The 11,878-nt window shown below is 62.0% G+C and carries 9 protein-coding genes; 3 read left to right on the top strand and 6 right to left on the bottom strand.

Annotation, left to right across the window (positions count from 1 at the left end; translation table 11 throughout):
- The first annotated feature begins 4 nt into the window (after nucleotides 1–4).
- Together Q0K62_RS01210 and Q0K62_RS01205 are read left to right on the top strand one after the other, a co-directional pair.
- Complete coding sequence (locus tag Q0K62_RS01210; protein WP_297316157.1) at nucleotides 5–1,183, top strand: amino acid ABC transporter permease; 1,179 nt, start codon at nucleotides 5–7, stop codon at nucleotides 1,181–1,183.
- Nucleotides 1,184–1,525: 342 nt separating this feature from the next.
- Nucleotides 1,526–4,051, top strand: coding sequence for a DEAD/DEAH box helicase (locus Q0K62_RS01205; RefSeq protein ID WP_297316179.1), 2,526 nt, complete (start codon nucleotides 1,526–1,528; stop codon nucleotides 4,049–4,051).
- A gap of 113 nt (nucleotides 4,052–4,164) precedes the next feature.
- Here Q0K62_RS01205 and Q0K62_RS01200 read toward each other — a convergent pair whose 3' ends face one another.
- Together Q0K62_RS01200 and Q0K62_RS01195 are read right to left on the bottom strand one after the other, a co-directional pair.
- Nucleotides 4,165–4,881, bottom strand: a complete 717-nt coding sequence (locus Q0K62_RS01200) for an amino acid ABC transporter ATP-binding protein (protein WP_297316178.1) — start codon at nucleotides 4,879–4,881, stop codon at nucleotides 4,165–4,167.
- 122 nt (nucleotides 4,882–5,003) lie between these two features.
- A complete protein-coding gene (locus Q0K62_RS01195; RefSeq protein WP_297316156.1) occupies nucleotides 5,004–6,515 on the bottom strand; it encodes an amino acid ABC transporter substrate-binding protein/permease in 1,512 nt (503 codons plus the stop codon).
- Between the two features lie 321 nt (nucleotides 6,516–6,836).
- Here Q0K62_RS01195 and Q0K62_RS01190 point away from each other — a divergent pair, with 321 nt between their 5' ends.
- Nucleotides 6,837–8,228 carry a replication-associated recombination protein A gene (locus tag Q0K62_RS01190; protein ID WP_297316155.1) on the top strand — a complete coding sequence of 464 codons (1,392 nt, stop codon included), beginning with the start codon at nucleotides 6,837–6,839 and terminating at the stop codon, nucleotides 8,226–8,228.
- 176 nt (nucleotides 8,229–8,404) lie between these two features.
- On the opposite strand, the gene Q0K62_RS01185 is transcribed toward Q0K62_RS01190, so the two are convergent.
- The 4 genes from Q0K62_RS01185 to Q0K62_RS01170 form a co-directional block, all read right to left on the bottom strand.
- Nucleotides 8,405–8,845: a MarR family transcriptional regulator gene (locus tag Q0K62_RS01185; RefSeq protein WP_297316154.1), complete on the bottom strand. Its 441-nt coding sequence runs from the start codon at nucleotides 8,843–8,845 to the stop codon at nucleotides 8,405–8,407.
- A gap of 912 nt (nucleotides 8,846–9,757) precedes the next feature.
- On the bottom strand, nucleotides 9,758–10,804 hold the full coding sequence (locus tag Q0K62_RS01180; RefSeq protein ID WP_297316153.1) for a Gfo/Idh/MocA family oxidoreductase: 1,047 nt from the start codon (nucleotides 10,802–10,804) through the stop codon (nucleotides 9,758–9,760).
- A complete protein-coding gene (locus Q0K62_RS01175) occupies nucleotides 10,797–11,288 on the bottom strand; it encodes a very short patch repair endonuclease (protein ID WP_297316152.1) in 492 nt (163 codons plus the stop codon). Before Q0K62_RS01175 ends, Q0K62_RS01180 begins: the two co-directional genes overlap by 8 nt.
- Before the next feature lie 15 nt (nucleotides 11,289–11,303).
- Nucleotides 11,304–11,843, bottom strand: coding sequence for a peptidylprolyl isomerase (locus Q0K62_RS01170; protein WP_297316151.1), 540 nt, complete (start codon nucleotides 11,841–11,843; stop codon nucleotides 11,304–11,306).
- Nucleotides 11,844–11,878: the final 35 nt, after the last annotated feature.

The following is an 11,878-nucleotide window of genomic DNA, read 5'->3' as shown; positions in this document are numbered from 1 at the left end:
CCGGATGGCACAGACAAACGAAAGTTCGCTCCTCTTCGACCAGCCCGGTCCCAAGGGTCGTCGCACCATCCGCATCGCCAACCTGATTGCGGCGGTGATCTTCGCCCTGGTCATCCTCATGATCCTGATGCGCCTGCACAATCCGCCGGATGGGGAGAACCAGCTCAGTTGGGAGCTCTGGAAGCCCGCCCTGGATTACGAGGCCTGGTCGGACTTTTACCTGCCGGGCCTGTGGCTGACCATCAAGGCCTCGGTGCTGGCGGTGATCGGGTCCGTCCTCTTCGGTTTCATCTTCGGCATCGGGCGTCTCCTGCCAAATCTCATCCTCCGGACGGTTTCCGGGGTGATCGTCGAATTCTGCAGGGCCGTGCCCGTGCTGATGCTGATGATCTTCTTCTGGCGCTGGTTCGCCTTCTCGGGTGTCAGCGAGGCCTCCTACTGGGCCGTGGTCCTGGGACTGATCCTGTACAACGGTTCGGTCGTGGCCGAGCTGATCCGCTCTGGTGTGGGCAATCTCCCCAATGGACAGCGTGAGGCCTCCCTGGCCCTTGGACTGACCAGGACCCAGTCCCTGATGCAGATTGAGGTGCCCCAGGCGGTCTACGCCATGCTGCCGGCGGCCGTGACCCAGCTGGTCGTGGTCCTCAAGGATACGGCCCTGGGCTCCATCATCATGTATACCGACCTCCTCCAGGAGTCACGGCGCCTGGGATCCATGTATTTCAACATTCTCCAGACCCTGGTCGTAGCGGCCGTGATCTACTTCCTCGTTTGCTTCCTTCTCTCGCACTTCGCCAGGTGGCTGCCCAAGAAGATGCAGGAGCGGACGGCGGCCCCGGCCGACTTCGTGGAGCCTGTGGCCCCCCTGGCCATCATGGATCCGTCGAATGTCAACCAGATCGCCGTGGCCAAGGAGGTTGACGAGGACAAGTACGGTGGCGCCCCCAGGCAGTACCACGCCCACCACCGCGGCTCCAACGCCTCCATCAAGCATTGGAAGAAGACCAGGTACATCCAGGGGTATGACAGGACACAGCCGGATACGCTGGTCGACCCGAAGAGCCTGGATATCCCTGAATTCCTCAAGCCTTCCCCCCCGCATAAGGTCAAGGGCGGCAAGGGGAAGAAGAAGGGGAACGGCCACTCCAAGGGTTCTTCGGACACTCCGGACAAGGAGTCCTGAGGAAGGTTCCCGAACGCGGCGCCCCCGCATACGGCAGGCCGGTCATGACCGGGCTTGTCCTGGCGGGGGCGCCCTCTGTATGCGGCAGCCCGATATCGTGTACCTCGTTCCCAATCAATACCCAGTGATGGCGTGTTTGTGTGAGGTTCCCGGCACCAGTCGTTTCCCGGTCTAGGTCGGGGGGGGGGGGCCATGAAAGGCCCTCTCTTGTGGTTGCCGGCGGATAGACTGGAGGACATGTCTGTGTCAGCAAGCACCCAACCCGCCTCATCCGAACCGGGGGAGACCTCGACGATCGGAGGGGGTGCCGAACCCGTCTCCTTGGGCGACCTGGTCCCGGGCATGGGGGAGCCGCGCAACCTGACCGATGATGACATCTATGGGCGCTTCTTCCAGTGGGTCGAGTCGAGTGGCATCACCCCCTGGCCCCACCAGGAGGATGCCGTCCTCTCCCTGGTGTCGGGCAATCATGTCATCCTGTCCACGCCGACCGGGTCGGGCAAGTCCATGGTGGCCCTGGCCATGCATTTCATCGCCCTCTGCACCGGCAGGCGCTCCTACTACACGGCCCCCATCAAGGCCCTGGTATCGGAGAAATTCTTCGACCTGGCCAAGGTGTTGGGGCGTGACCGGGTGGGGATGGTTACCGGGGACACCCATATCAATACGGATGCACCGGTCATCTGCTGCACGGCTGAGATCCTGGCCAATCAGGCCCTGCGCGAGGGGCGGCAGGCAAATATCGGCTGTGTGGCCATGGACGAATTCCACTATTACGGGGACCCGGATCGGGGCTGGGCCTGGCAAGTGCCCCTCCTGACACTTCCCGACACCCAGTTCCTGCTCATGTCCGCCACCCTGGGCGATGTGAGCCAGATCGCCGAGGATCTGGAGAGGAAGACCGGAGTGGATGTGGACATCGTTTCCGATGCGCCGCGGCCCGTACCCCTGTCCTATGAGTACGTCGAAACCCCCCTGCCCGCCACGGTCGAATCCCTGATGGAGGAACAGGACACCCCGGTCTACATAGTCCACTTCTCCCAGGATGCCGCTCTGGAGACGGCCCAGGCCCTGTCGGCCACCGGGGTCTCGGACCGGCAGCAACGTGACCGGATCAAGGAGGCCATGGCTGGGACCCGGTTCACCACGGCCTTTGGCAAGATCCTGCAGAGACTGTTGCGGACCGGTGTCGGCATTCATCACGCCGGCATGTTGCCCCGGTATCGTCGCCTGGTCGAGCGGCTGGCCCAGGAGGGGCTCCTGCCGGTCATTTGTGGTACCGATACCCTGGGGGTGGGTATCAATGTTCCCATCCATACGGTCCTCCTGACCGGGCTGACCAAGTTCGACGGGTTCAAGATGCGCAGGCTCCGGGCCAGGGAGTTCCATCAGATCGCCGGTCGTGCGGGTCGGATGGGCTTCGATACCCAGGGCCTGGTGGTGGCAGAGGCCCCCGAATACGAAATCGAGAACGCCAGGGCCGTGGCCAAGGCGGGCAATGACCCCAGGAAGCTGAAGCGGATCAAGAAGAAGAAACCCAAGGAAGGGTTTGTCACGTGGAGTGAGGGGACCTTCGACAAGCTGATCCATGCCAGTCCCGAGACCCTGACCCCCCACTTGAAAATCACCCATTCCATGGTCCTGAACGAGGTGGACCAGGGTGGCGACGCCCGGGCCCGTGTGGATGATCTGATCGAGGATTCCCGCCAGACCCCCCAGCAGAAGGAGGACCTCCAAGACAGGGCCGATGAGATATTTCAGACCCTGACCGACTCCGATGTCATCGAGACCGAGCGGAACCCCGATGGTGGGCTGAATTATTACACCACTGTCGACCTGCCCGAGGATTTCGCCCTGGACCAGCCGCTTTCGCCCTTCCTCCTGGCGGCCCTGGAGCTCCTGGATCCGGAGGACCCCTCATACGATATGGACCTGATCTCCCTGGTCGAGGCCACCCTGGAGGACCCCAGGCAGATCCTCAAGGCCCAGCAGCGCCGGGCCCGCGATGCGGCCATCCAGGAGATGAAGGAGGAGGGGCTGGAATACGAGGACAGGATGGAGCGTCTCCAGGAGGTGACCTACCCCAAGCCCTTGGAGGAGATGCTGACCCAGGCCTTCGACCACTATCGGAAGGATGTTCCTTGGGCCAATGACTATGAGATCCACCCCAAGTCCGTCCTGCGCGACATGGTCGAGACGGCCTCGGACTTCAACGGGTACATATCACGCTATGGCATCTCCCGGTCGGAGGGGACCCTCCTGCGCTATCTTTCGGACGCCTACCGGGCCTTGGACAGGACGGTTCCCGAGGAGTACCTGGACGACCGCCTGGACGACATCGTCTCCTGGCTCGGGTTGATTGTCCGCTCGGTCGATTCCAGCCTGGTCGACGAGTGGGAGGCCGCAGGTGTTACGGATTCAGGGGAGAGGACCGGCCTGGACGCCGCACCGCCCAGTCAGGCCGATCAGGTGGTCAGGGACCGGCGTGGGCTGATCGTCCTGGTCCGCAATGCCATGTTCCAACGGGTGGAGCTGGTGGCCTATGACAGGCCCGAACGCCTGGCCGAGTTGGATGGCGACTGGGGGTATGGCCTACGGGCCTGGCAGGATACCCTGGATGACCTCTACGAGGACCACGAGGGGATACGGACCGATGCCCAGGCCCGGTCCGCCGACTACTTCAGCATCGACCAGAAGGGGGAGTCGAAAGACCATACCTGGAAGGTCCGTCAGATCTTCGACGACATGGAGGGGGACCACGACTGGGGGATTGTCGGTGTCGTCGACCTGGATGCCACCCAGGACAGCGGTCAGGTGGTCTTCAGCGCCTACAAGGTCGGTCCCATCGAAGATATCCTGGACATCTGAACCGGCAGACGCAAGGGTCCCTGTCTTCGGTTACGCAATCCGAAGACAGGGACCCCTGCGTCTGTAGTAGACTTGTTTCCACACGGTGCTTTTCGGGCCAGGGAATCCGTCTCCTAGAGGACCTTGGAGAGGAAGGACCGGAGCCTGGGGCTTTGGGGGGTGCCGAAGATCTGTTCGGGTGTCCCTTCCTCCTCGATCACTCCGGCGTCCGTGAAGATCACCCGGGAGGAGACCTCCCTGGCGAATCCCATCTCGTGGGTGACCAGGATCATGGTCATACCGCCCTCGGCCAGGGACCGAATGACCTCCAGCACGTCGCCCACCATCTCCGGGTCCAGGGCCGACGTGGCCTCGTCGAAGAGCATGACGGCGGGATTCATGGCCAAGGCCCGGGCGATGGCAACACGCTGTTGCTGACCGCCCGAAAGGTCGGTGGGGCGTACGTCCGCCTTCTCCTTGAGTCCGACGATCTCCAGAAGGTCCAGGGCCTGCTGGTAGGCATCCTCCTTGGGGGTCTTGTGGAGCATGCGCGGGGCCAGCATGATGTTCTCGGCCACGCTCATGTTGGGGAAGAGGTTGAAGTGCTGGAAGACCATGCCCACATGTTCACGGACCTTGTCGATATTGGTCTTCGGGTCGGAAAGGTCCATTCCGTAGACGGTGACCGAGCCGGAACTCGGCCGTTCCAGGGCGTTGATGCACCGCAGAAGGGTGGATTTGCCGGCACCCGAGGGGCCGATGATCGAAATGACCTCACCCGATTTGACCTCCATATCGATGCCCTTGAGCACCTCGGTATCGCCGTAGCGTTTGTGTAGGTCCTTGATCATGATGGCCACCCCGGTCTGTCCCTGCTCGTCGCTCTGCTGGGTCTGACGGATGCGCTGGGTCAGTCGGCTGGTGTCCATCGCGGAATCCTCGAGTTCGCTCTTGGTCCGGTTCAGTGTCTGGTTCATCGATTCATCCTTTTATCGAGAATATTGGCCAGCCATGTCAGCAGGGTGATGGCCACGAAATAGATGACACCCACCATGAAGAGGGTTTCGGTCACGCGGAAGTTGGCCGCATAGATCTGCTGGGCCTGGTAGAGCAGTTCGCCGAAGCCGATGGCCAGCAGGAGCGAGGAATCCTTGAGCATGATGACCAGCTGGTTGATGATGGACGGAGTCGCGATGCGGACGGCCTGGGGGAGAATCACCCTGCGCAGGGCCATCCGGCGGGTGAGGCCCAGGGACCGTGCTCCCTCCATCTGCCCGGTGTCGACCGATTGGATGGCCCCCCGGACGATTTCGACCAGGTAGGCTCCGGAGTTCAGGGAGAGGGTCAGGGCACCGGCCAGCCAGATGCTGATCTTATGGCCGATCAGCTGGGGAACGCCCAGGTAGAAGAAGAAAGCCCAGACCAGGACGGGTGTGCCTCGGAAGATGGCCACGTAGATCCTGGCGACCCAGGAGAGTATCCTGTTGGGGCTGACCCGCCAGAGGCCGAGGATGATGCCGATCAGGAGAGCAATGACGAAGGCCATGGCCGTAATCAGCAGGGTGTTCTTCAGACCCAGCATCAGAGCGGGGAAGGATTGACGGACCAGACCGAAGAAGCTGAGCTTGTGTGCCGCCGCCCCCTTTCCGGTGGTCCCCTGCCCGCCCAGGTACTTCTTGAGAAGTTTGTTGTAAGTGCCGTCGGTCTTCATCTTGGCCAGGCCCTCGTTGAAGGCAGCCACGAAGTCCTGGTTCTGCCCCTTGTTGACGGCCACCCCGTAGGAACCGCCCCTGACCTTCGCGGTGACGGTCTTGAGCCCGTTGCCCTGGGTGATGCCATAGGCCAGGACGGGGTAGTCGTCGATGACAGCCTGGGCGTTGCCGGACTTGACCATCTCGTACATGGTCGAGGACTGGTCGACGGCCTTGACCGTGTACCCGTACTTGGACGCGTTCCTCTTGGCGAAGGCCTCGCCCTCGCTGCCCGTCTTGACGGCGACGATTGCGCCCTTGAGATCCTTGTACCCCTTGATCTCTTCATTGTCCTTGGCGATGGCCATCTGGACCCCGGAATCGAAATATGGGTCCGTGAAGTCATAGACCTGCTTGCGGTCCTCGGTGATGGTCATACCGGCTATGACGGCATCGGCCTGCTTGGAGGTCAGGGCCTGGAGGGCGGCATTGAAGCCCAGGGACTGGATTTCAACCTTGAATCCTTCGGTCTTGGCGATCTGCTGGATCAGATCCATATCGATGCCGACCAGTTCGCCTGTCGTGTCGCGGAACTCGAAGGGGGCAAAGGTGGTATCTGTGGCGATTCTGAAGGTCTTTCCCTTAACCGCTCGGGAGATGGTGGAGGCCTGAGCCGGCGCCCCGGTGGTCACCACGGTCCCCGCCAGGGCGGCCATGCCCAGGAGCAGGGCCAGAAGGGCCGCAACCCACCTGGACAGGCTCTGGGTCCCGCCTAGAACTTTCCTCAGAGGCATCACGTGCATCCCTTCCTGTCTGTTCTTGCCCCATCGGGGGCATGGATACGAAACCGTGCGTTTCAAGACGTGTCTCACAGCATGGTCCACCCGGTATAGGGGTCCGGGCACGACACAAGTCGCATCAAGGCATTGGTCCCGCCTGTGAAGTCGAACAATACTGTACTCGCCGATGGTTACGAACCGTTGAATTCGCGTAAGGCGATGAGTCTTGTTGTTCGTCCATACCGTCCCCGGTTCTCGTCGGTCTGCCTGCGGCCCGTCCTATGCTGGAGGGCAGTATCGGTGCTTGGATGCGGTCAGTGTACAAGGAGGACTTTCATGGTAGATGATCTGTTCCAGGTGGCGGATCCGCCACAGGACCATACCCTGCCCCTGGCCGTCAGGATGCGCCCCACCAAGCTTGACCAGGTGGTCGGGCAGGACAAGGTCATCGCCCCGGGCACGCCCCTGGAACGACTGGCCCAGGCGGATCCGGTCAACAGGCTGACCGCCCCAAGCTCGATCATCCTCTTCGGGCCTCCCGGTGTAGGCAAGACCACCCTGGCCTACATCGTCGCCGGTCAGTCAGGTCGGCATTTCGAGGAGCTCTCAGCCGTCACCTCCGGGGTCCGTGAGGTGCGCGACGTCATCGCCCAGGCCCGGGACCGCCTGGTAAGCCGGGGTCAGGAGACGGTTCTCTTCATCGACGAGGTCCACCGGTTCTCCAAGTCCCAGCAGGATGCCCTCCTGCCCAGTGTGGAGAACCGTGACGTGACCCTGATCGCCGCCACGACCGAGAACCCCAGTTTTTCGGTCATCTCCCCCCTGCTTTCCCGATCCGTGGTGGTGAAGTTGGAGGCCCTGGATGAGGAGGACATCAGGACCCTGATTGAACGGGCCCTGAAGGACGAGCGGGGACTCAAGGATCAGGTTCGACTTGATCCTGCGGCCTTGGACCAGATCGTCCGCTTCGCCGGAGGGGACGCGCGCCGGTCCCTGACCATCCTGGAGGCGGCGGCTGGTGCCGTCACCGAGGGCAAGACCCGGGCCAAAAGTGCCCGCCGCCCGGTCATCACCGCGGACGTGGTCTCCTCGGTCATGGACGTGGCGACGGTCAGATACGACAAGAAGGGCGATGACCACTACGACGTGGCCTCGGCATTCATCAAATCCATGCGGGGGTCGGATGTTGACGCGGCCCTGCACTACCTGGCCAGGATGATCAGGGCGGGGGAGGACCCCCGCTTCATCGCCAGGAGGATCATGATCGCCTCGGCCGAGGAGGTCGGTATGGCCTCCCCGGAGGTCCTGCAGGTAACGGTGGCGGCGGCCCAGGCCGTGGCCATGGTGGGGATGCCCGAGGCCCGGCTCATTCTGGCTGAGGCTGTCATAGCGGTCGCCACGGCCCCCAAATCCAACGCCAGCTATATGGCCATCAATGAGGCCCTGGCCGATGTGGATGCAGGCAGGACAGGTCCGGTTCCCCTCCACCTGCGCAACGCTCCCACCAAGCTGATGAAGCAGTGGGGCAACCACGAGGGTTACCAGTATGCCCATGATGCCCCGGGGGCCGTGGCACCCCAGCAGTACATGCCGGACGGCCTGGTCGGGCGGCGGTATTACCACCCCAACGATCGCGGATACGAGCACCAGTTGGGGCCCCGCCTGGCGGCCATCAGACGGATACTGGACCAAGCCGGTGATTCACCGGACGAATCCCATGAGGGGTAAAGGAAAGCAACGGAATCTGCATGCGGCACGGCTCTTCACCATGCTGGTCGGCTCATGCGTGGGCCGTTTCCCTCCAGGCACCTGACCATCATGTTCCTCAACCGGTGCAACGGGTATGGCTGTGCCCCGACCCGGAAAGGAATCGGGGCACAGCCATTGATCAGACCAGGGAAATATCAGACATCTGTAGCCAGAAGCCGGTTGTACACGCAACGTAGTTCATCGTGGAAGCCCTGTGGGTCGATCTGGGGATTCTGCTCGAAGAGTTCGACCCACCAGTTGTTGATGGCCTTGATCCTGTCCCGGGCCATATCGGCTCCCTCACGGGTCAGGGCGATGATGTTGACTCTGCGGTCGGCGGGATTCTGTTCGCGGCTCACCAGACCCTGGTCGGTCAGAGTCTTCAGGTCCCGGGCGAGCAGGCTGGGGTCCACGCTAAGATCACGGGCAATCTGCCGTTGGCTCAGTCCCGGGTGGTCATAGAGATACATGATCAGGTCGCTTTGCGTCCCCCTGATGCCGTTGTCCATGACATACCTGTTGATATCGTTCTTGGAATGCCTGTAAATGCCGGCAATGCAACCGCTGAGGTTATGGTATTGCTTTTTCTTGAGCATCGTTCCGTTGCCTTTCCCTAGCCAATGCGAGCATCAAACCGGCATAGATTTCATGCTCCCCTTCGTGTTCCGCACCTGCCCGGGCATGCCCCTTGTTTCATGTGGGAACAAGCAGAACCAGGAACCATAGTACATATCATGGAACCAAAATTGCAATATTCAATTGATTGCAAAGCGGCCTAATCATTTGGCCTCGTGTGATAAGGCGGGTATTCGTATGGGGGGAGCCGATTTCCCGTCTTTTGACAGCATCGGTGATCTTGGTTTCTTTGCTGTCATTACTCCACGATATGGTTCGCTTCGTTTTGCGGACGGGAGCGGAAACGTCGGTATGCGGGTACTGGATTCCGACGTGACCTTCACGATGGTGAGAGCCTGCCCGACTTCCGCTTCCTCACCCTGTACCGGTATGGCGGCCTGGCCGGGTTCTGCGCCCACCGCCATGTATTTCGCGCTCAGGTACAGGTCGGGAAGGACGGCCCAGGAAGAACTGGACGGGCCATGCGCCGGTTGACCTCCGGACCCGGTTTTGATATGGACGGGCTGGTCGGGGAATTCTGGGATCGGAACATGCACAGGGTCATGGATCGGTACCGGCCCCGGGAGGACGACGTCGTGCTGCCGGCAGGTTTTGACCTTCCTGTTGGAGAGGCCTGCCGGCGCCTGGGTGTGGGCGGGTGCATCGGATCCACCCTTGACCAGGGGACCTTGGAGGTCGGACACCTCGACTTCGGCCCGGGCAAGCCCCGTTCACTTCCTTGAGATGGTCGGGGAGGGGCACCGTGATTGATTTCTTCCGCAACGGCAGCGGTTTCGATGCCCTGATGACCGGTCTGGCCAGGAAGGCCTATCTGGTTGAGGGGGGAGGGCAGTGCCGCCGCATCAAGTGAGTGACCCCGCCCCGGAGGTTGGTCAGGCCTCGAAGGGATAGACAAGTCCCCACTGGTGGCGAATGGAATCCATCAGCTCCATGATGCGCAGGGTGTCCTGGTGGGGCATCTCCGGGCACTCGGTCTTTCCGTCCAGGATGGCTTCCGCTGAGCTGGCCACCTCATATTCATATCCGGTCAGCTGGGCGGGGATGGGGTAGCTGCGTGTCAGCCTGTGGTCGGAATTATAGAGGTCCAGGGATTCCACGTTGTTGATGTTTCCGCACATGAGGTACCCCCTGCTTCCCCAGACGGAACCGAACCGGTCGCTGTCGGAGACCATGGAACTGGTCGCGGCCCCCATGGACCCATCCCGGTAGAACAGGGTCATGGAATTCTGGCTGTCGACCCCCTCGGGACTGCGGACCCAATCCGTGCTGATTCGCTCGATGGGCTTGGGCCCCATGACCATGTCGATGAAGTTGAGCGGGTAGACACCCACATCCAGGAGGGCGCCGCCGGCCAGGGCGGGGTCCGTCATCCTGGCCTTGCCGGTGGTTACATAGCCGAGGTTTCCGGTTACCGTCTGCACGGTACCCAGGTCTCCCGAGGCCACGACCTGGTCGATGATCGAGCGTGAGGGCATGTACCTGGTCCAGATGGCCTCGGTGCAGAGGAGCCCGGTCTCCCGTGAGGTCTTCAGGACCTGCCTGGCCTGTGATGCGTTGGCTGTGAATGACTTTTCGACCAGCACGTTCTTGCCGGCCTTCATGCAGGCTATGGCCTGTTCGGCATGCAGGTTGTGGGGGGTGGCGATGTAGACCAGATCCACATCGGAATCCTCCAGAAGCTCCTGATACGAGCCGTAGGAGCGCTCGAATCCGTACTGGGCCGCGAAGGCCCTGGCGCGCTCGCCGCTCCTGGCGGCCACTGCATAGGGGGCTATCAGGTGGCTGTACCGCTCGTCCATGGTCATCATGACCAGGGTCTTCGCCAGGGAGTGGGCTATCCGCCCGGCCCCGAGAATGGCCACTTTGACGCGAATCCCCTTCTGCTCGGCTTCCTGACGTTTGCCGTTCAATCTACTCATCCTTGACTCCTTTGTTGGGATCGTCCGCCTCGTCGGTCTCCCCGATTCGACCGGGGTCGGTGAGGGCTTCATACAGGTCGTTCAGGGTCTTCTTGCTGTGGGCGGCATCCAGCTGGCACTCCCAGACCGTGAAGACCCTCCACCCCATGGCACGCAGTTTGCGACCCTGCTCCAGGTCACGCTGACGATTCCTTGTCAGCTTGGTGGTCCAGAATTCGACGTTGGACTTGGGAATGGAGAATTTGGCACAGCCCTCATGCATGTGCCAGAAGCAACCGTTGACGAAGACCATGGCCCTCCATTTGGGCAGGACCACATCGGGGTGGCCCGGGTACCTCTTGTCGTTCTTGCGGAAACGAAGTCCGCGGGCGAAGAGGTAGGACCGGACCTGGCGCTCGATGGAGGTCTCCTTGCCCCTGATGCGGGACATGGTGTAGCTGCGGGTGCCGGGCTTGTACTTGCTTGGTATCGTCTTGGAAGCCATGCCCGGACCGCCGGCTCAGAGCACTTCGATGCCGTTGATGAAGACCGGTTCCTGGGGGCGGTCGCCGGAGTCGGTGGCCAGGGCATCAAGCTTGTCGACAACCTGCCTGGAATCCTCATCGGCCACCTGGCCGAAGATCGTGTGGTGGCCGTCCAGCCAGGGGGTGGGGACCGTGGTGATGAAGAACTGGGATCCGTTGGTGCCGCGGGCCTGTCCGGTGGCGGGGTCGCGGCGGAGTCCGGCGTTGGCCATGGCCAGCTTGTAGGGCTGGTCGAAGGTCAGGGAGGGATCGATCTCGTCATCGAACTCGTACCCGGGGCCGCCGGTGCCGGTGCCCAGGGGGCAGCCGCCCTGGATCATGAAGTCCTTGATGATACGGTGGAAGGTCAGGCCGTCGTAGAAGGGGTCCTTCCGCTCCTTCCCGGTCTCCGGGTCCGTCCAGGCTTTCCTGCCCAGGGCCAGGTCCAGGAAGTTGGCCACGGTCTTGGGGGCCTGGTCGTCAAAGAGGTCGAGGCGGATGTCGCCTTCTGATGTGTGCATGATGATGGTAGTCATACACTTGATTCTTTCATGACTGCACGACGCCCCGG

It is taken from the genome of uncultured Bifidobacterium sp. (assembly GCF_945269915.1).
In the GTDB taxonomy this organism is placed as follows: Bacteria; Actinomycetota; Actinomycetes; order Actinomycetales; family Bifidobacteriaceae; genus Bombiscardovia; species Bombiscardovia indica.
Note: the sequence above shows the minus strand (reverse complement) of the source record. Positions and strands in the feature narration are given on the sequence as shown.